The following is a 26,738-nucleotide window of genomic DNA, read 5'->3' as shown; positions in this document are numbered from 1 at the left end:
CTGGGCCACCCTCCGGGGGGGCACCGATGCCAGGGCCAGACGCAGAAAGGGCCGCCCCGTACCCGGAGCGGCCCTCATCCCAATCTGCAGGCTCTGGCCCTGAACTCAGTTCGCGGTGATCTCCACGTTGTCGATGTAGAGGTAACCCCCGCTGCCGTTGGCAGTCTGGATAACCCGCACCTTGGTGGAGCCCGAGATGTAACTCGTGATATCGAAGGAGAGGTCGCCCGTCGAATCGAAGGTGCTCAGCGTGTGCCAGCCGCCGCCGTTCGAGACTTGAAGCGCGGCCTGGCCTCTATATTTGTGCTTGTTGGCATAGAGCGTCAGGGTGGCGGAACTCGTTCCAGCGAGGTCTGCAGTGCGCTCCAGGCCCCGGTTGTTGCCCCATCTGGAATAGAGACGGGCGCAGCTGCCGCTTTGGCAGTTACCGGACGACACGACTCGTACCCTGCCGCTGGAGACACCATCGCTCTCGCCGATTTCCTCCCAGTCGGAGGCCCAGTTGTTGCTGCCGTCGTTGCCGCCAAAGGCGGTGGCAGCGAACGTGTCCAGCACCTGAACAGAGGTGGTCGGGGGAGCAGGCGGGGCCGGAGGCGCATCGTTGTCCTGGATCTGGCCCGCCGCTGCGTTGTCGTCGACGCCGGCGCCCGTGGCACTGTCGATGATCACCGCAAAGACCTCATCGCCCTCATAGTCGTCGTCATCCAGCAGACCGATTGACACCGTGCCGGAGGTTTGACCGGTCGGAATCGTCATCGAAGAGGAGGCCGCGACAAAGTCGGCTCCTGACGTGGCGGTGGCGCTCTGCGTAGAGTAAGCAACCGTCACGGGCTGCGTGCTCGGGTTGTTCAGCTGCACCTGGAAGACCATGGTGCCTGCACCTTCGACCGCCGAGGCATCGTGGATCGAAACACGCGGCTCGTTGTCGTAGATCGTGCCGCTTGCCGACATGGAACCCGTGTGGGCATTCTGCGCACCCGACAGGGCAAGCGTGAGCTGACGGTCCGGCTGAACCAGCTGATTGTCGAGAACCCCGACAGCAACGAGTTTTTCGGTCTCTCCGGGCTGGAAGGTCAACTGGCCGGATGCCGCATCATAGTCGGTCCCCGACACCGCAGCTGAGGCGGTCGTGGCTCCATCTACGGAGGCGAAGTTGACCGTGACCGGGTATGCGCCGGTCCGATCCAGCTTGACTCGAAAGGTCATGCTGCCCGCACCCTCGTCCACGTTGCCGGTGTTTTCGACGGAGACAGTAGGCTCGTCGTCACGAATGGTAAATGTCGCCTGCCCTTTGTCGACGTGGGCATGCGCGACGTTACCGAGTGCGACAGTGAAGGTGCGGTTGTGCTGAGGAGTGGCGTTGTCCGTCAGACTTGTCGCAATGCTCTTGTGCGTCTCGCCCGGTGCAAACGTCAGTGTTCCGCTGACCGCAGCGTACTCCGAGGTTCCGGCGGTACCGTCCGAAGACGCAAACTCAGCCGTAACCGGGTAGGGACTGGCGCGGGTAAGCGTGACGTCCAGTGTGACAGATCCGTCGCGCTCGTCGGCAGCCTGGTCACCGATCCGGATGGCCGGCTCATTGTCCTTCAGTGTGATCGTTCCGAGCGCCAACCCCATCGACGCACCCTCTGGATTCGCGATAGCGATCTTGAAGGTCTCAGTTGCTTCCGGCTGAGAATCTTCATGCACGTCGACGCTGACCTGCGCTTTGGTCTGATAGGCCGGGATTGTCACCTGACCGGAGGCGTGCGAATAGTCGCCAGACGAAGATGCGGTGCCACTCTGGGTCTCCCACGCCACCGACACAGGGAACTGGCTGGGATTCGAAAGCGCTATGTTCGCGACTGCGGTGGGCTCTCCCTCGTCCACTGAACCGTTCTCGGCCCTGATTGTGGGGAGGGGATCATCGTCGGAAATCGTTACGGTGATCGGGTTTGCGGGCAGGTTCACGTGTTGCCCGTTGGTGAAGGCCATGGTGAAGGACTCCGACCCGGCCTCATACACATTGTCCTGGGTAATCGGGACAAAGAGCGTCCACGCGTTCGTGCCCGGCTGAAGCGTCAGGGTGCCGTTGCTGGACGTGTAGTCACGACCGGCTTCTGCCGAACCGTCCTGCGTCGAGTAGTCCAGCGTCACGTGCTGCGAGGTCGCAAACGAAAGGCCTAGCTCCACGCGGGCCTGGCCGACCGCCTCATCGACCGTCACGTTGGAGACGCTCAGATCCGGTGCCTCGCCGGAGTCATTGATTTCGGGGCAGGAGCCGTCCCAGTTGCCGACGGGCCAGATGGGCTCGGTCAGGGCCGGCGATGCGGGGCGATACAGCACCTCCGCGTCGCCTTTGAAGTCCACACCCCCCTGGGTGACGATGTTGCCGAGAATGCGTGTCCCGTTTTCGAATGTGGGCGTACCGTTGGCGAAGATCTGTGCGGCGATGTCTACCCGGGTGGTGGTCTCCACTTTGCCGTTGGTATACAGCCCGATCTGGCTCTCCTCACCGGTGATGGCCGTGAAGAGATCGTCGCTGATCTTGATGTCGCCTGTGGCGACAATGATGCCGAAGCCAGAGAAGGTTGTCGTCCCTTCGGTCTCGACCGACCCGTTGACATACCAGATCTCAGGCGCCAGGCAGGTACCCATGGACACCGTACCGCTCAGGATCAGGCCGTCCCTGTGCACTTTCGTCGCCAGTGGCTCGAGGTTGTCGGCCACCAGGTACGGCATGTTGATTTCATCGACAGTCGCATGGACCGGCTCGTTCGTGGGATTGTAGCGCGGCTGAAAGGCGTTGGACGCACCGTCCAGGCTGCCCTTGTGGTAGCCGAACCCTTCGACCAGGTTACCCTGCCCAGACAGCTTGAGGTCACCGCTGGAGTACACCGATGCGTTCATCGTCGCGGACAGGGAGGACTCGACACCGATGTGCACACCGCCGTTCATCTCGAGCGAGTTGCCCGAAGCGATGGCGAACTGGAAGAATGGAGGCACGTCGACCTCGTCCATTTCCAACTGGCCTACCCACAGGCCTTTGTCGGTGGTACCGGCAGGAGCGCCGAGAACCCGGACTTCGGCCGTCGCGATGAGCGCGTTCTGCACCTGAGCAGGACTCATGTTGGGGTCCTCGGCCAGCAGCAGGGCGGCAGCTCCGGTCACGTGGCCTGTGGCCATCGAGGTGCCGTCGGCCAGGTAGAGGTCGACCTCCCCGCCCAGGCCCGGCGCCAGCGACAGGATGGTCTCTCCCGGTGCGTAGATGTCCACGGCCGGGCCGTAGTTGGAGAATTGGCTCGCGCGATTGAACACGTCGTGGCTGCCGACGGTAATGGCGCCCGGCACACGTCCAGGCATAACCGTGCTCATCTCGACGCCGTTGTTGCCGGCGGAGACGACCACGACCACTCCGGCATCAATCGCGGCCTGCACGGCGATGTCCAGCGCGGTTGGATCCGTCGAGCCGACATCGGCACCCAGCGAGAGATTGACCACCACCGGGGTGGCCGGGTTGGCAATCTTGAAGCCGATGACCTCGTCGAGCGCCTTGACCGTCATGGCCTCGTCCGCCGACCCGTTGTTGTTGAGCACCTTGAAGGAGTGCATGGCCACGCCAGGGGCGACACCGACCACGTCCGTCGCATTGTCCATGCCGCCAATGGTGCCGGCGATGTGCGTGCCGTGGCCCTCGTGGTCCTCGGCAGTCATTTCATCCGAGAAGTTGCGGCTCTCGACAAGGTTCAGGTCCCGACCACGCACCCCGGTATCCAGGACGAATACGTGGGGGCCGGTCACCGAACCGGATCCGTCTCCTGACGCTGTGGTGGATTTCTGGCCGCCGACGCGCTCGATGCCCCACGGCATGAGCTGGCCTGTTCCGGTGTCCTGGGTACGCGGGTTCGCCAACACATCCATGAGCAGGTCAGGCTCGACCCAGATGATCTCCGGATCATTGGCCATCATCGTCAGGATAGTATCCAGCATCGTCTCATCGATGTCGATGGCCAGGCCATAGAACACGTTGTCAAAACGATGGCGGTCCACCAGCTTGTGACGATCGACCAGCTTGTTGCGGTCAACCAGCTTGTAGCGGTCGACCAGCTTGTTGCGGTCAACCAGCTTCTGGGTCTCGACGATGAGGCCCACCATGCCCGCGGTCTTGCCGGCGGTCTTGGTGCGGAACTTGTCGCGATGGCGAATCTTGTCCGCGTCGGCCGTGGTGTAGGCGTCCAGAGTGAAATTCTGCTCCGCCTGGCGCGACTTGTCCGACACCATGTTGTCGGCACAACCCGCGAGGGTGAGGGCGAAGAGAAAAAGGAAGATCGGTGCGGTGCGCATACCAGTGTGTCTGGATGGGGGAAGTGTTGTCGGCACCCCGAACTGCCGCCTAAACAGACGGAGAGCCGCAGGGGGGGTATCGGCCGCCACACACCAGACTTAAATCCTATTTTCGGGCTCCACACGACCAAGCCACCGGTTCATGCGCTACGCTTCACTCCTCCCAGCCCTCCTCCTGCTCTCCGGGACCGTCCAGGCCCAAACGCCTCCGGCGACGGATGCCCGGATCTACGAGATTGCCACGGCCCCATCGCCCGAAAGACTGGAGGCAGACATCCGCACCCTGGCGGAATTCGGCACGCGACACACGCTGTCCGACACGCTGAGCGATACGCGTGGCATCGGAGCGGCGCGACGGTGGATCAAGGCTGAGTTCGACCGGATCTCTGAGGCGTGCGGAGGCTGCCTGGAGGTCTTCTACCAGCGCTACCTGGTGGAAGCCGGCGTGTCCAGTCGCATTCCGACGGACACCTGGATCGTGAACGTGGTGGCAATCCAGCGGGGCACCGATTACCCGGACCGGTATGTCATCATGTCGGGCGACATCGACAGCCGGGTGTCGAGCTCCAACAACTTTACGGATGACTCACCCGGAGCCAATGACAACGCCTCCGGCATGGCAGGCACCCTGGAGGCCGCGCGCATTCTGACGCAGTATGAGTTCCCCAACTCGGTAGTCTATGCGGGACTGAGCGGAGAGGAGCAGGGTCTGTTCGGGGGGCAGCACATGGCCGCGGTGGCACAGGAGCAGGACTGGCACATCGTCGGTGTGCTCAACAATGACATGATCGGCAACATCGAGGGCGTCGACGGAGTCATCGACAACAGAGCCTTCCGCATTTTCTCCGAGCCCACGCCTGTGACGGAGTCCGAGCAGGCTCGCCGTTCGCGTCGATTCTACGGCGGTGAGGTCGATGGGGTGTCCCGTCAGATTGCCCGGTACGTGCACCGCATGACGCGCACGTACATGCCGGAGATGAACCCCATGATGATCTACCGGCTGGACCGGTTTGGACGTGGCGGGCACCACCGTCCCTTCAACGACGCCGGTTTTGCGGGTGTGCGCATCATGGAGGCCCATGAGAACTACAACCGCCAGCACCAGGATCTAAGGACCGAGAACGGGATCGCGTACGGGGACGTCATCGAGGGAGTCAACTTCGAGTACGCCGCCAAACTGACCGGGGTCAACGTCATCTCTCTTGCCGGGCTCGCATGGGCGCCGCCCGCACCGGAACGGGTGCGCATTGGAGGGGCCGTGCGTCCCTCCACGACACTCGCCTGGGAAGCCCCCGAAGATCCGAACGTCGCAGGCTACGCGGTGTATTGGCGCGACACGACTGCCCCGCAATGGCAGCACAGGAGATTCGTGACCGGCGCAACCCAGTACACGCTGGAGGGCATCGTCATCGACAACTTCCTGTTCGGAGTCGCCGCAGTCGGACATGACGGGAACGAAAGTGAGGTGGTCTTTCCCGGCGGCCTGATCAGGCGATAGACGTTCCGGCATCCGGCGCGCGTCGGTGCGACGGCGGCTGCACGGCGGGCCGGTCCGGGGACTCTTCCTTCGTGAGATCGGTGCGTTCAAGCGGTAGCCAGATCCGGATGGTCGTGCCTTCTCCGACCTGGCTGTGCAGCCTGATGGTGCCGGCATGGTCCTCAACGAGCTCCCGGGCAACTGAAAGACCGATGCCCACACCTCCGTACTCGCGCGCCAGGCCCTGTGATACCTGCTTGAACGGCTCGAACGCGTCCTCGCAACGATCCGGCGGGATACCGATGCCCTCATCGCTCACGCTGATCTGCACACCGCGCGCCACATTCTCCACCGTCACGGTAATATTGCCGCCGTTCGGCGAGAACTTGAATGCGTTCTCCAGCACGTTTTCCACGGCTGTCGAAACCGCCCGGGTGTTGATCTCGGCCATGGCGGGCTCGGTGCCGGCGTTGAATTGCACCGTGTGCCCTGTGGTGCCGTGCTCCCGGGAGACATCCTCCAACACTTCTTCTACCAGGGTGCCCAGTTCCGTTCGCCGGCGCTCGACAAACTCCGGATTGCTACGCAGGTTGGCCAGCCGCAGAATGCCGTCCAGTGTGGCAAGCAGGCGCTCTCCGTTCTCCCGGATCGTATCCACGAATTCGCGATCCTCTTCTACGGTTGTCTCCGCCAGGATCTCTGCGAATCCCATGATGGCCGTCAGCGGCGTGCGGAATTCGTGACTGACGTTGTCGAGAATGTTCTGCTTGAGTTGCGACGCCGCGATCGCGCGGTCGCGCTCTGAAAGAATGGTCGCTTCGTAGTTCTTGCGCTGACTCAGAATGATGTCGACCTGCTCGTCGACACGCTTTTCGAGTTCCTCGGTCTGGACCACCAGCTTCTGCTGCTCTTCCCTGCCGCGAATGAGGTTTGCAATGCGGGCCAGGAGTTCGTTCGTATTGAACGGCTTCGGCAGATAGTCATCCGCACCCGAGTCCAGCCCGTCAATCGCGGACTGATTGGTAGCACGTGCCGTCAGCAGGATGATGGGTGTGTGCTTCAGTTCCGGGTCCGCCTTGACGGCTCGGCAGAGCTCCAGCCCGTCCATGCGCGGCATCATGACGTCCGACAGTATCAAGCGCGGGCGCCGGATGCGGGCTTTCTCAAGACCGTCCTGGCCGTCGAACGCCTTGACCGTGCGGTATCCGTGCGTTTCCAGGATCTCCGATACGTACGACCGCACGTCCGGGTTGTCGTCCGCCACCATGATCAGGGGCGCATCCAGGTTGACCGTCTTCCAGTGCCTGTCCTCAACTTCGACGAGGTTCTCTCCCTCGGCCAGCTTGGCGACCGTCGAAAGGTTGTTCTCCCTGGAGGTGATCTCCGCCACAATCTGATCCTGCTGCAGGTGCTCGGTCCCCTTGCGCAGCGTGACCGAGAATGCGGTCCACTCGCCTACTTCGCTGTCCACGGAGACCTCCCCGCCGTGAAGCAGCACCATTTCCTTGACCAGGGACAGACCGATGCCGGTGCCTTCGATGTCGTTGGACTTGGTGCCCTCGACCTGATGAAAGCGGTCGAACACGTGCGGTAGCTGCTCCCTGGGGATGCCCTTGCCGGAATCCTTGACGGTGACTGTGACGGTGTCGTCGGTTTCCGCGATGGAGATGCCTACCCGACCACCTTCCGGTGTGAACTTGAGCGCGTTGGAGAGCAGGTTGTAGAACACCTTCTCCATTTTGTCCGGCTCGAAGTAGAGCTCGATGTCCCTGCCCGGCGCCTCAAACGGCATCTCGATATTCTTCTTCTCGGCGAGCGCCGTCACGGTCAGCTGCAGGTTCTGCATGAACGTGACAATGTTCTTGGCGCCGGCCTTGAGCGGCATGCGTCCCGCCTCCAGCTTGGACAGATCCATCAACTGGTTGATCAGGTTCAGCAGCCGCAGCGCGTTGCGCAGCATGATCTGACTCTGGCGCCGGAGCGCATCGCTCAGATCCCCGTACTGACCCTTCAGGGCGTTCTCGAGGGGACCGACGATCATGGTCAGCGGTGTTCGGAATTCGTGGCTGACGTTGGAGAAGAACTTCGTCTTGAACCGGTCGAGCTCCTTGAGTTTTTCCGCCTGCGCCTCAATTACTGTCTTGGCTTCCTCAACGCGCTCCTTCTCCTCCCGCAGGTCCCTGGTGCGCTCGGCAACCGTCTGCTCCAGCTGGCGCTGGCGCTCTTTCATGGCCTTGAGGCGCAACTTGACGGCCAGCCAGGTGGTGGCCAGGATCAGCAGCAGGCACAGTCCCGCGAACCAGCCGGTCTCCCAGAACCGCGGCGGACGGTTGATGGCGATCTCCGCGCCAATCTCGTTCCACAGGCCGTCATTGTTGGCTGCCTGCACCCGGAAGAGCATCTGCTTTGCGGGCAGGTTCGTGTAGACGGCCTTGGGCTCGTACGTGTAGGTCCAGTCCGCGTCGTACCCCTCCAGCATGTACCGGTATTGGACTTCCTCCGGTACCATGAAGCTCAGCCCCGCGAATGCCACCTCCACGCGCCCCGGTGTGACGTCAGTGACCAGTCCTGCGTGGAACGTGGTCGTTGAACCGTCGACCTTCAGATGTTCCAGATGAACCGGCGGCACCACCGTGTTTCGAGGCACGTTGTGCGGTGAGATCACCGCGATTCCTTCGATGGACGGGAAAACCAGTCGCCCGTCCGGGCCTCTCCATGCAGCGGGCTGAAATCCGCCGTTGAACTCGTTTGACTTGAGGCCGTCGTCCCGACCGTAGGATGTGGAATTCACCCGCTCCCGAACACCGTTCGCGACGGCGTTGAGCTCCGCCACCGGCACCGAAAACAGGCCCCGCGGGCTCGTCATCCAGAGCTGACCGAGGTCGTCCACAACCAGCCCGTAGATGGTATCGTCAAACAGACCATCCTGCATGGTCAGCGTGGTGACTTCTGCCTGCTGGACGCGAGAGAGGCCACCGCCGTAGGTCGCGAGCCAGATTTCTCCGGGGGCCGTCTCCACCGCATCGAGCACCATGTTGACACCAAGGCCGGCGTCCGTGTCGAACACCGTAATCTGACTTCCCTCGATGTGGGCAACGCCGCCGTCGTACGTGCCGGCCCAGATCCCGCCGGCCGAGTCTCGGTACAGCGACATGATGTACGGGCTGGGCAGGCCATCATCGACGGTTGTGTTGTAGAACTCTCCGTCGGCATATCGGCTGACGCCCCCGTCCGTGCCGATCCAAAGCACGTCTCCCGGTGCCACCACGATGCTGGACACCACGTCGTGGGCCAGGCCGTCGGCCGCCGAAAAATGGGTGATGTCTCCTTCCGGCGAGATACGGTTCAGTCCCGCCCCGTAGGTACCCGCCCAGACCGCGCCATCGCTCGTTCCTGCGATCGACATCACATTGTCTCCAGACAGGCCGTTCTGCGTGGTGATGAGTCTGGTTTCCTGCTGGTCGATGACCGAGATGCCATCACTTTCGCTTCCCACCCAGATGCGGTTGGACGGATCCACCCATACGCCGTAGGCCATATTGGAGGCCATGCCCTCAAGCACCGTGTAGGACTCGAATTTCCCGGGACGCAGCCGGTTGAGACCTCCTCCGTCGGTGCCGATCCAGACGCTGCCTTCGGCGTCTTCCACAAAGGCAGCCACTGCGTCGTGTGTCAGACCATGCTCTGTGGTGTAACGATCGATCCCGTTCCAGGTGAGGCGAACCACGCCGCCTGTAGTCGTGCCAAGCCACCGACTGCCGAATCGGTCCTCAAACTGTACGTCCACCTCCTCGTCGGCGGCGGCCACGTCCGTCGTGAAGCGGGTGCCGTCGAAAACCCGGAGACCTGCCTTGGTGCCGACTGAGATCAGCCCGGTGCTGGTGCTTATGACGGACGTGATTTCGCTGCTCGGGAGCCCATCGTCCTCATCCCAGACCGTGAGCTGGCCATCCTTGATGCGGGCCAGCCCGGACTTCGTACCTAACCAGGCGGTCCCGTCCGACTCAATCGAGATCGCGGTGGTGTAATCATCCGGGAGGCCCCAGGCTGCGGTGATCCTGCGGATGGGCCCTCCGCCTACGGGATACACAAATACGCCGTCTCCAAAGGTCGCTGCCCAGACGGTGCCTTCCGGGTGGGCCGCGATGGAGGAAATTACGCTGCGGCTGAGCTCTTCCGGCAAGCCGGCCCGTACCAGTGCGCTGCCGTCCCAGCGGAGCAGTCCCGACCCTGAAGTGCCGACCCAAAGCGAGTCCTCCGCCCACAGCAGACTTCGGGTGCCGTGGGAAGCCACAAAGGCTGCGGAATTCGACCGGTCAAAGACATCGAACTGCCGACCGTTGAATCGAACGAGTCCGCCCTGCGTGCCGGCCCACAGATACCCGTCCGGCGTCTGCAGCAAGGAGCGCACGCTGCTCTGAGGCAGGCCCTCCTCCTCGCCCCAGGATTCAGAAACGGCCTGTGTCAGTCGTCTGGAGGGGTCCAGGCCCATGCCAGGACCTTCCTGTCCCGAAGCCGGAAAGGCCGTCAGGACGCCCAGGAAGAATATTAAGGGGGGCAGGCGGTGCAAAATGGCGGTATTGAGTGCTGCTCAGAGTCAGGTTTCGGCCATTTCGTGCGCGGGTAAAGCGCGATTCGCACGCCGCATCCCGAAAGCAGATCGCGAACCCGTGCAGGAGCTCGCTGCTAGATCGCTTTGACGACGATCATCGTGAGGTCGTCTGACAGCGTCGGCGCATCGGCCGTCCATTCCCTGATGGCAGTTCGCACTCCGTCCAGGATCTCCTGGGCGGATCCCGCCGAGGCCTCGCGCAACACCTTCTCCAATCGAGGCTCCTCGAACTCTTCGCCGTCGGGACTCATGGCCTCGGTGACGCCATCGGTAAAAATGGCGAGCACGTCCCCTTTCTCCAGCGTCACGAGACCCGCTTCATAGGGCATGCCCTTCATCACACCAAGCAACAGGCCTCCCGTTTCGAGTTCTTCCACCTCTCCGGTTGCCCGGAGCAGCATCGGCGGATTGTGCCCGGCATTGACGTAGCGGAATGTGCGCCGCTCCTTGTGGTAAATGCCGTGGAAATAGGTGATGAACTTGTCGAACCCGGTGTTTCGGCAAATCACCCGGTTCATGTTTGCCGTCGCCTCTTCCAGCGTGATGTCCATGGGCAGTATGGAGTGAAGCGCTGCCTGCAGATTGGACATGAGCAGCGACGCGGGCATGCCCTTTCCGGTCACATCGGCAATGGCCAGAAGAATGCGACCGCCGTCGAGCTCGACTACGTCGTAGTAGTCGCCCGCCACATGCCGGCTCGGCAGGGCAAGCGTCGCGATCTCAAGTCCCTCCACCTCAGGCAGGGACGCCGGTTGAAGCCCTTCCTGAATCTGCCGGGCCAAACGTATCTCCTCCTCGAGGCGCTGCTTCTCAAGCTGCTGCTCCACCAGGAAAGAATTCTGGAGCGAGACAAAAGCGAGGTTGCCGAGCGAGATCAGGAATTCGACATCGTCGGGGCCGTACGGCTTGCCGGTCATCTTGGGCCCCAGGCAAAGAACCCCGCCGGTCTCCCCTTTCTGCCTGATGGGAATGGCCACGACAAGACCCTGCTCCCGGAAAGACGTCCAGGCCTCCGAAGCATCGTGCCCGACCAATTCCACGGTCTCCAGACGGCACAATGCCAGCAGTGCCTCCTTGCCGAGGGCGCCTGCCGGCACGCCCTTGGAGGTAACCACCCGGAAATATCGGGTGCCGTCCTCACTCTCCAGCGCCTGCGCGTCCTCGGAGGGCTCGCTGGACCCGAGCAGGAAGAGGTGCTTGCTGACCAGCATCTGGCCCATCAGGCCCAGCGAGAGCAGCTTGACCAGCCTTGCCCGGTCCACGGTGGCGTTGAACTCCTGGGAGAGATCGAACAGCGTGTTGAGTTGCTGCACCTTGCCGTCCAGGTCCCGGTTGGCCTGCTTGAGCTCCTCCACCATGAGTGAGTTGTGCACGGCCGCGGACGACATGTTGACCAGCGAGTGCACAAACTCCAGTTCGCGACTCTCGAAGTCCCGTCCAAGTGCTTTCGGGCCCAGAGCCAACAATCCCAGCACGCGATCCCCATAGGCGACAGAAACCGCCAGGTCGATTCCACGGTCGGCGAGCGTGGCCGGCACGGCTTCTCCCTGCGCCAGCGCGCCTGGAGACAAGCCCGGCAGGTCCAGGTATTCCCCAGCCTTAAGGCCTCGAATACCCTTTACCGCGGCGACGCGGTACGCCCCCTCAATCTGGTCGTACAGGAACGCGGCACCTCGGGTGACCAACAGCTTGCTCATGGCGGTGAGCAGCAGGTTGTTCAGCACGAATTCCAGTTCCAGGCTGGAATTCAGGATCCTGCTGGTCTCGTAGAGCGCTCGCAGGTCGAATCGTTCGGTGCGCTGAACCTTGAGTTCGCTTTCTGTCATGCGGGGGATTCATCCAGGTGCACGACTTCCGCCTGCACGGCCTTTCCGCCGTCCAGGTGCAGCCGGACGCAGGTCTTTACCTGATGAAACCCCTGCCTCCCTGCCGCGCCGGGGTTCAGAAACAACATATTCCCCAGCGAAGCCACACGTTCAATGCGAAGGATATGACTGTGGCCGCAAATGAACACGTCCGGTGGATCCTGGCGCAGCATCGGGCCGAGACCGGCCTGCCATCGATCCGGATGTCCTGCGATGTGTGTCATCCAGAATCTAAGGCCTTCGAACTCGAATCGGTCGTGCGCAGGGTAGCGACGCAGGATGTACTGCCCGTCTATGTTGCCCGGTACCGCGCGCGTCGGAGCGACCTCGGCAAGACGTTCAAGAATCGACGGATCGCCGACGTCGCCCGCATGCAGGATGAGGTCGCAATCTCCGAGCGCGGAGGGTAGTTCTGGGTGGAACCACCCGTGCGTATCAGAGACGACGCCTACGATCAATCGGGCCTACCGAAACGTCAGCCGGAAGCCGACACGAGTCTGGAGTCGCGGGTATTCGCCACTTGGTGCCCACTGGCGGAGGGGGACCGATACGTAAGGCCCGAACCGGAAGCTCGGCCGGTCAAACTGCAGCCCGATACGACTCCAGATGACGCCCCCGTTGAAATCGGACGAACTGCGTTCTTCTGGCGCCTCAATGTCCCACTCCACAAGGTCATAGCTGCCGCCCTGTCCCAGGAGGGACACGTACAGGCTGGAGCCGGCCGGATCAAACACAATGCTGTACCGACCGCTCATGTGCACCTCCCAGCCAAAGGCCTGGGTGCGCAGTACCGATCGACTTTCCGGCGGGGGCGTCGGAGTGGGATCGGACGGGTCAACGGTCGGGCTCGTTCGGGTGATCAGTTCCTGCACTCCAATCTGAACACGCCGAACGCCCAGGGCATAGTCGGTGCGCACCCCCGGACTGAAGGGCGATCCGTACAGGAACGCCAGGTCCATCTGAGGAAACCCCGACACGCCATGGGCGATGGGGTCTACGGCAAACCGGATGGCGTAGTCCGTGAACTCGTCCATGCGGTAGTACTGCAGCGTCAACCACCGCAGGGAAGGCGCTGAACCGACGCCGGTATTGGTCGCATCGAGATACATGCCCACGTCAACGCGGTCGGACAGTTCGTATTCGACCCGGAGATTGACGCCCAGCGCATCGCCCGCGGGACCGGTAACCGCGCCGCCCTGCAACAGCCCCGTCGGACGGTAGATCAGCTCCCCCGTCACCGCGTAACCGTCAAAGAACCCTCGCCGAGGGCTCTCGTCGTGGTAGAACGGGTCGAACACACGGATGGGCCGCTGGGCCGTACTCTCCCCTGGCGCGACGGCATAAAGCACGACCGCGGCCAGCGCTGCCGAAGCAACGCGCCTTAAGGGAGATGTCCGGGCCTTCCGCATCATAACGGATACGGTGCCCTACGTAACTAAATCGAAAGCGTTTCGCCAGGGCGAAGCACGTGCCCTCTGTGTCCGGCGTCTACCATGCGGTCCAGCCACGACGCCACGTCCACCTCGATCGGCGGAAACGTGTTGTAGTGAACCGGCACCGTCACAGCAGGCTTGAGCATGCCTGCTGCACGCACGGCGTCCTCAGGGCCCATCGTATAACAGTCTCCGATGGGCAAGAACGCAACGTCGATGTCATGGTCCTCCCCTATCCAGGCCATTTCCGCGAACACCGCCGTATCCCCGGCCAGGTACACCACGTCGTCTCCGACCGTCAGCAGGTATCCGTTGGGATTGCCGCCGTAGGTGCCGTCCGGAAAGGACGAAGAGTGGCGGGCCAACGTCTGCTTCACGGTGCCCCAGGGAAATGTATAGGCTCCGCCAACGTTCATGCCGTGAACCCGCTGGTGGCCGGTCTTGCCGGACAGGTAGGTCACGATTTCGTGATTGGCCACCACAAGGGCGTTCGTCCGGCGGGCGATGTCCTCTGTGTCTCCCCAGTGATCGCCATGGGCGTGCGTGATCAGGATGACGTCCGGATGGAAGTCCCCTGCGACCACGATCCCCTCTACATGGGGATTCCCGGAAATGAACGGGTCCACCAGGATGGTGGTGTCCGCGGTTTCGATCTGCACCACGGAGTGTCCGTAGTAGGTCAGTTTCATGTCAGGCTCGGGCTACGCGATACATCCAGGCACAGAAGCACACGAACGCGCCCAGTCCCAGCACCATGGGCAACCAGTCCATGCCGCCCAGAGGAATGGCCAGCACATCGGTGCTTTGGGTCGCGGCAAAAGGAATAGCGAGCAAAATGCCCACCAGGGCCTCGCCGGTGATGAGTCCCGAGGCGAACAGCAGACCCTGCCGAGCCCCGGTCGCGGTGGCCTCCTTGCCTCCTCCGGCATTCCGGATGGCACGCGCGGCAGCCCATGCAATCACTCCTCCGATGAAAATGGGGGTGGTCAGCTCGATGGGCAGGTAGATGCCAACCGCTACGGCAAGGACCGGCGTGCGGAACGAGGATCCTGTTCGCTCCAGGTGGCGGTCCAGGATGATGAGGGCGGCGGCAATCGCCACGCCAATCCAGATCATGGTCCAGGGCAGGTCTCGCGAGAAGACACCGTGCGCGACCGAACTCATCAGGGTAGCCTGCGGCGCGGACAGGGCCTCTGCCGTGTCCATGCCGGCCCGCGGAAACACGTCGCCAAGACCGTAGGCCGAGAACAACAGCTGAAGCACCGGAGCAATGGCCACCGCCCCGGCCAGCACGCCGACGACCTGCAGGATCTGCTGCTTGGCCGGCGTCGCGCCGACAATCTGCCCGGCCTTCAGGTCCTGCATGTTGTCTCCCGCGATGGCCGCCGCACAAGCCACCACGCCTCCAACCAGAATTGCGGTTGCAGCGGCGGAGGTAGCACGGGCCGCATCGACCGCGAAATCAATCTGCGCTCCGAGGATGAGCAGCAGAAGCAGCGACACCGCCAGGATGGTCGCAATGGTTACGCCTGAGATCGGGTTGTTGGACGACCCCACAAGTCCCGACATGTATCCGGCGACGGATGCAAAGAAGAAGCCGGCCAAAACAGCAAACACGACGCCGAACAGCACCGTGCCGTAGTACGTGCCGGACGAAACGCCAAGCGCGTCCTGATCCACCACAAACAGGAACACCGCAAAAATGGGGATTGCCATGGCCAGCGTACCCACGAACACCGAGTTGATCGGCATGTCGCGTTCGGTACGCGGGACGGCGTCGGCGCCGCCCGCCCGGGCGTTGCGCACGGCCTCCAGGGAGGAACGAATGCCGTCGCGAATCGGCTTGACCAGTGCCACCAGCGTCCAGATGCCTCCGGCCGCCATCGCGCCGACTCCCATGAACCGGATGCGCGCGCTCCAGATCTGCTCCGCCGCACCGTATCCCGTGGCGCCACCCGTGACCGACTCAATCGTGTCCGGGTTTGCAAGCAGGCCGTACAGCGGGATGCCCACGAGCCAGGAGATCAAGCCACCACCGAAGACCAGCGTGGCAATGTTCAGCCCCACGATGAAGCCGACACCGAGCAGGGCCACGCCCAGTTCGCTGCCGAAACCGAAGACGGCACCCCCGGCCGTGAGTGCCCCCGAGGCCTTTCCGGCCGCGATTTTGAAGCCGGATTGCGCAAGCTTGAGGCCGGCACCCGCCAAACCTGCGATGCCGATGAGTTTGGCGCCCTCACCGCCCCGAGTGCCCGCCTTCAGCACTTCGCCGGTGGCGACGCCTTCCGGAAACTGCAGCTTGGCCTCAATGATGAGGGCCCGCCTCAGTGGTACTGTGAACAGCACCCCAAGCACGCCGCCCGCCGCTGCAACGGCCATGGTCGGCAGGAACGGGAATCCCTGCCAGTAGCCCAGCACCACCAGAGCCGGCAACGTAAAGATGACTCCGGCCGCCACCGCCTCTCCGGCCGAAGCGGCCGTCTGCACGATGTTGTTCTCCAGGATGTTCTGCTCCCGGAACAGGCGCAGCAGGGCCATCGAAATCACGGCAGCAGGAATCGATGCCGAGACGGTCATTCCCACCTTCAGTCCCAGGTATGCATTCGCCCCTGCCAACACGGCGGAAAGCAAAAAGCCCAAAACCAGGGCTTTTACGGTGATCTCAGGCAGCGTTGTAGAGGCCGGAATGAACGGCGCCAGTTCCTCCGGATCGGTGTTTGATGCCATAGACTACTTCATGAGGAGAATGGGGTGGCTCTGCACACCCTCAGGGGACGCGAGACGCACAAAATACGTCCCGCTTGGCAGTTGATCGGCAGAGAACGGCACTTCATACCGTCCCGCTTCCTGGAAACCGCTCCAGAGCATGGCAACTCGCTGTCCGGACAGGTCCCAGACGGACACGCTGACGTCCTGCCCTTCCTTCAGCTCGTAGTGAATGGTGGTTCTTGGGTTGAACGGATTGGGGAACGATCCGTCCAGAACCGCCAGACGTGGCTTTTCAATCTGCTCGTTGCGTCCCACCTTGACGGCATGCGAGACGTGTTCGGGTCCGCTTCGACGCTGATGGCGGATGCGATAGAAGGCCAGGGTCTGCACGTCGTCGTGCCGGAAGGAATACGCCGACGCCCCGGTCAGGGTCGTGATTCCGGCCGAGGCGCTCAGTGTGCCGACCTGCTCGAACACGCTGCCGTCCTCGCTCCTTTCAATCAGGAATCGCCCATCGGGAAAACCCTGCAGTGCCCAGGACAGGGTGACGCCGGACTCGTCCTGCTGAACGCCCAGGTCTGTAATGCCCCTCGAGAACGTCAGATCGGTTCTTCGGGGGCGAGGGGCTCTCGTCCCGTCGGCCAGCAGGCGTCTGGGGATCGCCTCGTCGAAAGACAAAAACGTAGCACCGACTGCCGGTTGCGGCAGCTGGCGAAACAGCGTGCTGCGCACCATGGACGGGGTACGGGCAACGGCCCAAACCCGCAGCTCATCAATCTCACCGGAGAACCGAGCTTGCTCGTCGCCAGGTCGCGCCGCGAGGGCCAGTCCGGGCGCGATGCCGCGCTGCAGGGGCGTCACGTGGCGAACCGAGTCCTGCGCAATCCCATCCACGAGCAGTCGCGCCCAGCCTCTCTCCGGATCGTGCGTCATGGCGACGTGATGCCACGTGCCCTGTGCAACGGGCTCAAGGGAGCGCAGTGCACGATGATCGCCCGGCATGCCCTGGTAAAATACGAGGTGACCGCGCTCGTCGACCACGAGTTCGATCGCGTACGGCACCTGCTCCTGTCCATCCCAGGCGGACATGACTACCTGATCGGTGTGCGACGTGCGCATCCAGGCTTCCACCGTAAATGCCGCATCGGCGTCAAGGGTGGGCAGTGCGTCGGCCGTCAGCATCACCGGCCGGCCGCCCGTCTCGAAGTGCAGGGAGCGGTTCTCCGTGCGGGCCGGTTCGGCGGCCACCAGACCATGCTCGATGCGCAGGCCCGCGTCCGGAATGAGGCTGAAGGTAGTCGGATCCGGCCGCTCCAGACGGTACGGCGTGAAGCTCCAGGCTCCGCGCCCCGGTCGCTCGGCAGCCCGCACACGCAGAATCAGCGTTCCCTGTCCGTCAACGCTCGCCTCCGGGATGAGCTGCCATACGCCGGGCGCCTGCAGGGTCCGCGCACGAACTTCGACCGCGGCAAACGAACCCGCCCAGCGAGCCTCCATGAGATCCCAACCCTGAGGCAGTCGAAGCACGCCGCCCTGAAACGCATCGCTCTCGGTCCATTCGACGTAGACCGCAGCCTGCCCGCCGGCGGATATGCGGTCGGGTGCGTGCGCGCGCAGCGACTGCGCCGATGCAGCCGCGGGTCCCGCGACCAGCCATACAACCAGCGCGGACAGCACCCACGCGGGCAACTGACAAGGTAGCTTCACAGGAATAGAGGGCCGATCTGTCGGTCCATGCGTCTTGGTGCGCGCCGGCGTGGGTGGGGGTCCGGTTTCAGCACATCCTTAACATATTGAAATATTGGACATATGACAAGAAAGCGCTACCGCGCCAAAGTGGGCGCTGAACCGCTTGCAGCACACAACGTTGGTGGGGTTCACCTCGACTCATTGGCCAGTTTGTAATGTCAAAACGGTTGCGCGTAGGCGTGCTGACGGGGGGCGGAGATGCCCCGGGATTGAATGCGGTAATTCGCGCAGTTACCAAGAGTCTGATCCTTCGGCATGACGCCGAGGTGATCGGCATCGAAGACGGATTTCTCGGGCTGATTGAGCGACGCATCCGGCCGCTGGCCTACGGAGATGTGTCGGGCATCCTGACGCTCGGAGGCACCATTCTCGGCACCCACAACAAGGCGAATCCCTTCTCCTACTACAAACGGGGTGGCGCGGACGTCTCGGCAAGCGTGCTGAAGTACGCCCGAAGCCTGGGCATCGATGCCATCGTGGCGATCGGCGGAGACGGCACCATGTCCATCTCCTCCCGCCTCCAGGAAGTGGGCCTCAACATCGTAGGCGTGCCGAAGACCATCGACAACGACATCGTGCACACCGACCGCACGTTCGGATTCGACACCGCCGTGTCCATTGTCACGGAGGCCATCGACCGTCTGCACACTACCGCGCAAAGTCACCAGCGCGTCATGATCGTGGAGACCATGGGACGGTACGCGGGCTGGATCGCGCTTCACGCCGGCGTGGCCGGCGGTGCCGACATCATCCTGATCCCCGAGTTCGAGTACGATTTGGATGAGGTGGTTGCGGTCTGCAAGGGCAGAGAGAGCTTCGGCCGCAGTTTCACGATCATTGTGGTCGCCGAAGGAGCTCGTGTACGCGGCGGCGGCATGACCGTAGACCGCAAGATTGCCGACAGCCCGGATCCGATTCGTCTGGGTGGTGTCGGCAGGGTGCTGCAGTTGGGGCTGGAGCAGCACATCAAGTCTGAGGTGCGTACGACGATTCTCGGCCATGTGCAGCGGGGCGGCACGCCGACCCCCTACGACCGCAACCTCGCCTCCGTATTCGGCTCCTACGCAGCCAAGCTGGTTGAAGACGGGCAGTTCGGGCAGATGGTCGCGCTGCAGGACGGCAGGATCACGAGCGTTCCGTTGTCCTCGATCGCCAACAAGACGCGCACGGTGCCCAGGGATGCTCCGGTGCTACAGGCCGCCCTTGCGGTCGGCACTTCGTTCGGGCATCCGGACCTGACGTTTCACCTGGACTCGTCTGCCACGCTCACCTGAGCGATCCGGCCTGGGGCGAGGCGAAAAGACCGTCTTCGGTGTGTAGAAGCCTTCGGCGAATCCCGAAGCGGAGCGGCACTCCAGACCCCTCAGGGCCAGCACGGCGCGAAACGTGTTTTCTCCGTACCAGGGCTTCTGCTGCTGCGTCTGAAAACTGCTGCAGAGAAGCTCCACCTTGCGCGTGGCGGCCTCGGCGCTCAGGGGCACATACACATTGGGCCGGCCGAGGTCTCCTTCATATTTGGGGATCTCGTATTCCAGCGCCCAGTGGTTGCGGAACGTCTGCCAGGTAAGCTCCTGAATAACGCGATGGTCCTGGTGCTCATCGTCCCCCCGGTGCGTCAGGATCAGGTCCGGTTCGCAGGCCGCGGAAAGTCGCTGAAACTGTGCCTTCAGTCCTGAGCGCTCCTCAGGAAAACGCGTGTCGGTAAATGACAGGACACGCACATCGTGCGCTCCGCCACTGAGAAACTTCCTCGCCGACTCCAGGGCCTCAGCCCGTCGCTCGCCGGCAGCGCTGAACACGACCCAGGTGACCTGCACGCCGGGATTGGCTTCCAGCAGGGAGAGCATCAGGCCGCCGCAGCCGATCTCAATGTCGTCTGAATGGGCGCCCAGGCAAAGAATGTGGCGCAAATCGGCCGGATAGAGAGGGTTCATGAGTCCGTTTCGCGCCGGAGCGTTATCTGTTTGCGACGGGCCCTCACGGGTGCGCGATCAGGCGCACGCTCCAGCCGCTGTGCCGAAGGCGTGGTCGGAAGCAGGCGGCTCGTGCCAGCCGAGTCCCGGGGCGCTTGCCGCTCCTGGCCAACCCGCTGATCCGCGGTGTCCCAGAGACGGGTCCATGGGGCGTTCCCCAGCTCGAACAGGTCGTCCAGCAGCTTCTTTTCCTTGAACGTGTCCATGCAGGCCCAGAAGCCGTCGTGCTTGTACACGCCCAGCCTGTCCTCCCGGATGAGCCGGTGGAACGGCTCTATCACCATCTCCTCGCCCGGCTCCATGTAGTCGAAGATCTCCTGGCGCAGCACGAAGAAACCGCCGTTGATGCGCAGCCCCGCCTGGGTCACCGGCATGATCTGACGGACCTGGGAGCTGCCGTCGTCGGTGACGACATGGAACGACTGGGTAGGCTTGACACCCGCAAACGTCGCGACGTTGCCCGTTGCGCGGGCCTCGGCCACCATGGCGGTCACATCCGCATCCGACAACCCGTCGGCGTAGTTGGCGAGAAACATCGGCTCGCCGCGCAGATGATCACGCACGGCCATCAACCGTTCTCCGATGTTGGCACGAATGCCGGTATCGACAAACGTGATTTTCCAATCGTGGATATCGCCTCCAAGCACCTCCACCTCTCCGCCCGGCTGCATCACGAAATCGTTCGAGACCGTCTCGTCATAGTCGCGGAAGTAGCGTTTGATGACGTCGGCCTGCCAGCCCAGGCAAAGAATGAAGTCCTTGTGTCCGTGCGCCGCGTAGTACTTCATCAGGTGCCACAGGATGGGGCGATACCCCACAGGCACCATCGGTTTGGGGATCGACTCCGAATACGAGCGCATCCGGGTCCCCATGCCGCCGCAGAACAGGACTACTTTCATGATTCCGTGCGGTCTTTTCTGGCGATGCGGTCCGGCTGCGGCCTGACGGCGTCGCGATCGGCCCGCGATCGAGCCAGGTGGTCCTTCAGCCAGGCGTCGCCCCGGAAACGCACGTACTGTTCGGCCCGGAGGGTATCGCTGAGTCGACCGGCCGGCAGGCGCACGTCGTCATAGCGCAGCACGCCGTCTTTCGGGATGTCGCGCAGCAGTGTGCAGCCCTTCACAAGCCCTTCCGGCAGGAGGCGGCCGCTGGACATTTCGTCCACGTTGACGGCTTCTCCGTAGGTCATATACATGCCGTAGTCATCCAGGACTTCTCCCGCTTTCAGGTCTCGCTTGGCTACGGCACAGACCTCCACCACCGGTCCGGCCAACGGACGTGCCACCGGATCGCGGAACGCCACCGCTCGGGCGATGGCGTTGTGCACCTCAAAGTGCACCAGGTGGTAGGGCGTGAAGAACGAGTACAGGGGCCCATCGCCCATTTTGTACAGCTTCAGGTAATGCTGCTGCTTCGGATCCGGGTGTTCGGCGAGCACATACACCTTGGTGTGCGGCGTGCCGACCACGTAGTCGATGATGCCACCATATGAGCGGACCTGGTCGAGGTCGTAGATCTCGCCGATGCGCATCACATCATCCCGGTACTCGCGCCCTCGCGACATACCGCGCTGCAGCACCCCGAAACCGGTGGCGTTCGCCACGATGGCCTGCTCGAAGCTGATTTTGGATCCGTCGGCAAAACTGGTAACCATCGTCGGGTTCTGACCCCAGGTCTCCGCAAACCCTTTCTGAGTGGTGGGATTGCGATAGGGATCCTGGAGGCCCTTGACGTTGCCGACCACTCTGGGAATAAGACCCAGGCCCCGAACCCAGCGCACGAGATTCATCTGGGCGCCGGGCTCATCGCCCTCGCAGGCGCTCAGCACGCAACCGTGGCGATCCGCGTAGGTCTGCAGAATCGGACCGAGGGTCGCGTCCAGCTCGGCGTTCATGAGCACCACGTCCTTTCTGTGCTCGAAGGCCTTCACGGCCAGCCGTGCGCCGAATTCCACCGCACCGGTCACATCCACCAGCACATCGATGTGGTCCGACGTGGCGATCAGGTCGGCGTCTTCGGTCACGACCGGCTTACCCTGCGAGACACGGGCCTCGAAGGCAGTCCGGCAGTTCGCCACCGGCACATCCTCCACGCCCGCATATCGAAACACGCCCAGTGCCCGCTCGGCAGTCCGGTTGAACACGGCTGCAATCCTCATGCCCGGCACGCTGTGCAGGATCTGATTGCTCAGGCCCTGCCCCATGAATCCAGCGCCGATCAGGCCGACACGGATCGGGCTACCGGCCTGCTCCAGCTCCTGAAGCTTGCGATCAACGATGATCATGGCGGGCCTCCGAACCGTTGGGGGTGGAGGTACGCTTGCGGCGCACCGGTCCGCGATCCGCCTCTACCCGCATCCGGGCGCGAATCTCGGCTTCCTGCTCGCTGAATCCAGCCCACTGCGTGTCCTTTTCAGAAATAACCTCGACAGGAACGGGCCAGCTCAGGCCCAAAGCCGGGTCGTCATAGCGCAGTCCGCCTTCCACGCCGGGCGTGTAAAACTCCCCTACCTGGTAGGTGGCTACCGTCTCATCCTCGAGCGTGAGAAACCCGTGCGCGAAGCGCGGCGGCACGAACAGAGCTCGAGAATTGTCCCCGGTCAGTTCCACGGAAACGTGCTGCAGAAACGTCGGGCTCTCCGGCCGCAGGTCGATGATGGTGTCCAGCAGGGAGCCACGCACGCAGCGTACCAGCTTGGACTCCGGTGCCCGGGCGTCCTGGAAGTGCATTCCGCGCAGCGTGCCGCGCGCCTTGTTATAGGAGAAGTTGGCCTGGGCAATCAGCGGCTCGACCCCGTGCGCCTGCATTTCTTTCTGACAGAAACCCCGCGCAAAAAAGCCGCGCTCATCGCGATGCGGCTCCAGATCGATGATGAAGGCGCCCTTCAGGCGCGTCTCGGTAAACTTCATGACGTGGTTCGGCGGCGTGTGTGGACGCGGGGTTTCGGGCGATGGGCTGCGCGGTCGGCCCGTTCGGGTGTCCAGCGCAGATCTGTCGTTAGCCTGCCGGCCTCCATGAGACCGAGCAGGTGTTTGATGCGGCGGTACCGGCGACCCTCGAAGTCCTCCGGCGTCAGCTCGGCCTGTCTGAGCGCGGCGTACACCTCAGCGGCCCCCTTGCGCGCGGTCCACTCGGGGCGGAAGTCCGGCAAGACGGTGCGGATCTTGTCAAAGTTGACCTGATAGGACCGCTTGTCCGGGCTGGCGTCGTCCGCAAAGGCCACCTCGCATCCGGGAACGACCTGACCGACGGCTTCGGCAATCTCGCGGATGCGGTAGTTCTCTTCGGACCGTCCCACGTTGAAAGCCTGATTGTGCACGTCTTCCACGGGAGCGCGCAGCACGCACGCAAACGCCTGGGAGATGTCGCGTATGTGCACGATGGGACGCCACGGGCTGCCGTCGCTCTTCATATAGATCTGCCCCGTCGTGACCGCCCAGGCGACCAGATTGTTCAGCACCAGGTCGAAGCGCAGCCGGGGCGACATGCCGTAGGCCGTGGCATTTCGCATGTGCGTGGGGCTGAAGCCGTCGCAGGCCAGGGCGCTGATGTCGCGCTCCGCGAGCACTTTCGCCTCTCCGTACGGCGTTACCGGATTGAACGCGGCCTCCTCAGTCAGCGGCGCATCGCCGGCCGCGCCGTACAGGCTGCACGAGGATGAGAACAGGAAACGCTTCACACCGGCCTCCCGGGACAACTCTGCAAGGCGCACGGTGGCCCGGTGGTTGACCTCAAAGGTGAGGTCCGGGTTGAGATTGCCGATGGGGTCGTTCGAGATGTTGGCGAGGTGTACCACGGCGTCGAAGCCTGATACGTCCTCAGGAGTCACGTCCCTGAGGTCCCGCCTGATCGCAGGGATGGTGACGGTCGACCCGAATGGAAAAGAGCAGCCTTCGAACAATCCGGTGTCGAGTCCGACTACCTCGTGCCCCTCCTGAATGAGGAGCGGGACCATTACCGCTCCGATGTATCCCTGGTGGCCAGTTACCAGTACACGCATGTCGATTCAGTCTGTGATTGAAATGGACCCGTGGGAGTCACACAGACAGGATCGACCGCTTTTCAGGGTTGATAAGGCAGCGTGCGCCTTTAGTAGGCCCCTTCACCTGCAATCGCCGCCCGGAACGTGCGGAGCAGGATGGCCAGGTCCAGCCACGGTGTCCAGCTGCGTACGTAGTAGGCGTCCAGCCACTCGATCCCCGCATCGCCCGTATTGCTGCGGCCGGAAATCTGCCACAGTCCGGTGACCCCGGGTCGCACTCGCCGCCGCAGTTCGCGCGCATCGTCCTCCAGACGCTCCTCGTGATATTTGGGCAGGGGCCTGGGTCCGACCAGCGCCATGTCTCCCCTCAGCACGTTGACCAGTTGTGGCAGCTCGTCGATCGAAAGGCGCCGCAGTACCCGTCCGACAGCCGTGATACGCGGATCCTCCTGAAGTTTGCTGGTAGCCTCCCATTCGAGTCGGAGTGACTCGTCGCGTTCGAGGGCCTCCTTCAGGACCTCCTCCGCGTTGTGCACCATGGTGCGCAGCTTCAGGACGGATATGCAACGACCACCACGGCCGATGCGCTCCTGCCTGTAGAAGGGAGACTTCCGGTCCCCCAACCACACCAGCACGGCGCCCACGCCCACAACGGCACCCCAGAACGGGATGGTCGCTATCGTCGCCACCAGATCCAGCGAGCGCTTCAGCGCCCTGGCCGTACCAGAGGCGAGATTGACGCTGAGCTTTAGACCCAGCAAGCCCCCGAAATCGACCATGCGGGTGGTTGAGGTCGACTGCTCCATGAGGTCCGGTACATAGACCACGTCCCGGTAGAATTTGAGCAGAAAGTCCACGTGCTGGCGACACGCCCTGCTGCCGTCGCCAGTGACGATGGCCACCGGGGCGTCCGGGTGTACGAGGTTGGCGTCACCCAGCACCGGCACGCCGCAGACCATGCGGCCCCAGAGTCGCGGGTTGTCCTCAAAGATCCCCTGGGGCAGATAGCCCACGGCCGGCTGCATGGCCAGCAGCTGCACCACCCTGGACGCGGCATCGCTGGTTCCGTAAACGACGCAGTCGACGCCCCATCGACCGAATTTCCGGAACAGTGCACGGGTGGCACCACGGGCGGCCATGAGGAGGGGGAGGGCGAGCGCTCCGGCGGCGAGCAGCGCCAGGTACTCCGCCCGCGGCGCCGCAGTAAGGCTCAGAAAGACGGCCGACAGCCCAACACCGGCCGTCAGGCCTCGAAACTGGGCGCGCATGCGGTCCACGGGACCGACGCCCCATCCGGGATACAGGTGCTGAAGGGCTGCCATGATCATCCATGCCGAGGCGAAGAGCGGCAACCACAAAGCCGACAGCACGCCGCCTGCCAAGAGGGATGCCGACCAGCCGGCAGTGGTCAGCGCGACGGCATCTGCACCCGCCAGGCCGAGCACGTTCGGCCAGAGGTTTGGCTTGCCGGGCAGTTCTTCGCGGCGTCCGGCACGCGCCTCCAGGAAGCGGCCGTCAACGTCGAAATGTTCGACGATCGGCTTGTCAAGGCGAGGCTGCCTGGGCTTCTCGTAGGTGGAGGCGTGAATCATGAGACCGCTTCCGGAAGGTGACGCTCGCAGGGCTTGCTGCGATAGCGTGCCGGAGCCGCGAGACGGTCCGGGGCCCGAAACCCCTGGGCGCGCACGCGGGCTGCAAGGGCATGCTCAGTAGTGGCGATTCTCCGCGTTTCCCTCGCGTGGCGCAGATTCCACCACACGGCCCGGGCCAGCAGCACGGCACCGCCCGCTCGACCCGAGGCCAGACGAATCCGCCGGTGGGCGTCATCAGCGGGGCGATAGTCAAGGGGCCAGGGGTTGACGGCCACGTCCAGATAGCGCAGTACGCGTCTGCCGAAAGCAGGCCAACCGTCATGCTTCAATGCGCAGCGCAACGAATTGCGCATCTGCATCCCTGCTGCCCAGGCAGAGCCGGTGCCGACGGTCGCTTCCCCAAGATGTACCAGGGGTACGGAGCACTTCAGCATACTCAGGCCGCAAGCCCGGATACGGGCAAGCAGGTCGTCCTCGTCCGCATACACGAAGTACGTCTCGTCAAATATGCCAATGGCCTTCAGTAGCGCCGCCGGAAAGAGCAGGGCAAACCCGTTCAGGTGTTCCGTCGGCTGAGCCTCGGGGCTGGAGAGCAGCGCAGTCGTGAGCTCTCGGCCGGCTGCCTGGTCGTGCTGCACCATGGTCCAGCCGAGCACACCGGCGCTACGATTCTCATTGAGGGCATCGATGCCGGCATCCAGCCAGCGCCCGTCCACCACTTCCGCATCATCATTGAGCACAGCTACGTAGTCCAGGCCGCGACACAATGCCTCCCTGAGCCCCGCATTCACGCCGCCTGTGTAACCACGGTTTTCGTCGAGCCGGATGACGTGCACGTCTGGAAAACGCTCCGCCACAAGGTCCCCGGTGCGGCCGGGTGATCCGTTGTCGACAAGGATCACCTGCACGTCGGGCCTGCTGGTACGGCCAAGCGCCTTCAGGCACCGCAGCGCCAGATCCTGACCCGTGTAGGTCACCACCACGACGCCGACAGTACTGCTATAGTCCGGATTATTCGCCATG

General features: G+C 63.3%; 17 protein-coding genes. 2 read left to right on the top strand and 15 right to left on the bottom strand.

The window, feature by feature from the left end:
* Positions 1–105: 105 nt before the first annotated feature.
* Positions 106–4,323 (bottom strand): S8 family serine peptidase, encoded by a 4,218-nt coding sequence (locus JJ896_07970; protein ID MBO6779577.1) that lies wholly within the window; start codon positions 4,321–4,323, stop codon positions 106–108.
* Positions 4,324–4,465: 142 nt separating this feature from the next.
* On the opposite strand from JJ896_07970, the gene JJ896_07965 reads away from it, so the two are divergent.
* Entirely contained in the window at positions 4,466–5,821 is a 1,356-nt protein-coding gene (locus tag JJ896_07965; GenBank protein MBO6779576.1) for a M28 family peptidase, read from the top strand.
* Here the strand turns inward: JJ896_07965 and JJ896_07960 are convergent.
* From JJ896_07960 to JJ896_07930, 7 genes are all read right to left on the bottom strand, one after another.
* Complete coding sequence (locus JJ896_07960; GenBank protein MBO6779575.1) at positions 5,811–10,292, bottom strand: response regulator; 4,482 nt, start codon at positions 10,290–10,292, stop codon at positions 5,811–5,813. The genes JJ896_07965 and JJ896_07960 overlap by 11 nt on opposite strands.
* A 194-nt stretch (positions 10,293–10,486) precedes the next feature.
* Positions 10,487–12,238 (bottom strand): SpoIIE family protein phosphatase, encoded by a 1,752-nt coding sequence (locus tag JJ896_07955; protein ID MBO6779574.1) that lies wholly within the window; start codon positions 12,236–12,238, stop codon positions 10,487–10,489.
* Positions 12,235–12,735 (bottom strand): metallophosphoesterase family protein, encoded by a 501-nt coding sequence (locus tag JJ896_07950; GenBank protein MBO6779573.1) that lies wholly within the window; start codon positions 12,733–12,735, stop codon positions 12,235–12,237. The genes JJ896_07955 and JJ896_07950 overlap by 4 nt, the downstream gene beginning before the upstream one ends.
* A 6-nt stretch (positions 12,736–12,741) precedes the next feature.
* Positions 12,742–13,689: a hypothetical protein gene (locus JJ896_07945; protein ID MBO6779572.1), complete on the bottom strand. Its 948-nt coding sequence runs from the start codon at positions 13,687–13,689 to the stop codon at positions 12,742–12,744.
* 23 nt (positions 13,690–13,712) lie between these two features.
* Entirely contained in the window at positions 13,713–14,399 is a 687-nt protein-coding gene (locus JJ896_07940; protein MBO6779571.1) for a metal-dependent hydrolase, read from the bottom strand.
* Between the two features lies 1 nt (position 14,400).
* Positions 14,401–16,437, bottom strand: a complete 2,037-nt coding sequence (locus JJ896_07935; protein ID MBO6779570.1) for an oligopeptide transporter, OPT family — start codon at positions 16,435–16,437, stop codon at positions 14,401–14,403.
* A 3-nt stretch (positions 16,438–16,440) separates the two neighbouring features.
* Positions 16,441–18,126 carry a T9SS type A sorting domain-containing protein gene (locus tag JJ896_07930; GenBank protein ID MBO6779569.1) on the bottom strand — a complete coding sequence of 562 codons (1,686 nt, stop codon included), beginning with the start codon at positions 18,124–18,126 and terminating at the stop codon, positions 16,441–16,443.
* A gap of 197 nt (positions 18,127–18,323) precedes the next feature.
* On the opposite strand from JJ896_07930, the gene JJ896_07925 reads away from it, so the two are divergent.
* Positions 18,324–19,442, top strand: a complete 1,119-nt coding sequence (locus tag JJ896_07925; GenBank protein MBO6779568.1) for an ATP-dependent 6-phosphofructokinase — start codon at positions 18,324–18,326, stop codon at positions 19,440–19,442.
* On the opposite strand, the gene JJ896_07920 is transcribed toward JJ896_07925, so the two are convergent.
* From JJ896_07920 to JJ896_07890, 7 genes are all read right to left on the bottom strand, one after another.
* Positions 19,359–20,102 (bottom strand): PIG-L family deacetylase, encoded by a 744-nt coding sequence (locus tag JJ896_07920; protein MBO6779567.1) that lies wholly within the window; start codon positions 20,100–20,102, stop codon positions 19,359–19,361. The genes JJ896_07925 and JJ896_07920 overlap by 84 nt on opposite strands.
* On the bottom strand, positions 20,099–21,040 hold the full coding sequence (locus tag JJ896_07915; protein MBO6779566.1) for a glucose-1-phosphate cytidylyltransferase: 942 nt from the start codon (positions 21,038–21,040) through the stop codon (positions 20,099–20,101). The genes JJ896_07920 and JJ896_07915 overlap by 4 nt, the downstream gene beginning before the upstream one ends.
* Positions 21,037–22,425 carry a hypothetical protein gene (locus JJ896_07910; protein MBO6779565.1) on the bottom strand — a complete coding sequence of 463 codons (1,389 nt, stop codon included), beginning with the start codon at positions 22,423–22,425 and terminating at the stop codon, positions 21,037–21,039. Before JJ896_07910 ends, JJ896_07915 begins: the two co-directional genes overlap by 4 nt.
* Entirely contained in the window at positions 22,412–23,050 is a 639-nt protein-coding gene (gene rfbC, locus JJ896_07905) for a dTDP-4-dehydrorhamnose 3,5-epimerase (protein MBO6779564.1), read from the bottom strand. Before rfbC ends, JJ896_07910 begins: the two co-directional genes overlap by 14 nt.
* Positions 23,047–24,141, bottom strand: a complete 1,095-nt coding sequence (locus JJ896_07900; protein ID MBO6779563.1) for an SDR family oxidoreductase — start codon at positions 24,139–24,141, stop codon at positions 23,047–23,049. The genes rfbC and JJ896_07900 overlap by 4 nt, the downstream gene beginning before the upstream one ends.
* A gap of 89 nt (positions 24,142–24,230) precedes the next feature.
* A complete protein-coding gene (locus JJ896_07895) occupies positions 24,231–25,715 on the bottom strand; it encodes a sugar transferase (GenBank protein ID MBO6779562.1) in 1,485 nt (494 codons plus the stop codon).
* On the bottom strand, positions 25,712–26,737 hold the full coding sequence (locus JJ896_07890; GenBank protein MBO6779561.1) for a glycosyltransferase: 1,026 nt from the start codon (positions 26,735–26,737) through the stop codon (positions 25,712–25,714). The genes JJ896_07895 and JJ896_07890 overlap by 4 nt, the downstream gene beginning before the upstream one ends.
* Between the last annotated feature and the right edge of the window lies 1 nt (position 26,738).

The sequence above is a fragment of the Rhodothermales bacterium genome (assembly GCA_017643395.1).
Classification (GTDB): domain Bacteria; phylum Bacteroidota; class Rhodothermia; order Rhodothermales; family UBA10348; genus JABDJZ01.
Note: the sequence above shows the minus strand (reverse complement) of the source record. Positions and strands in the feature narration are given on the sequence as shown.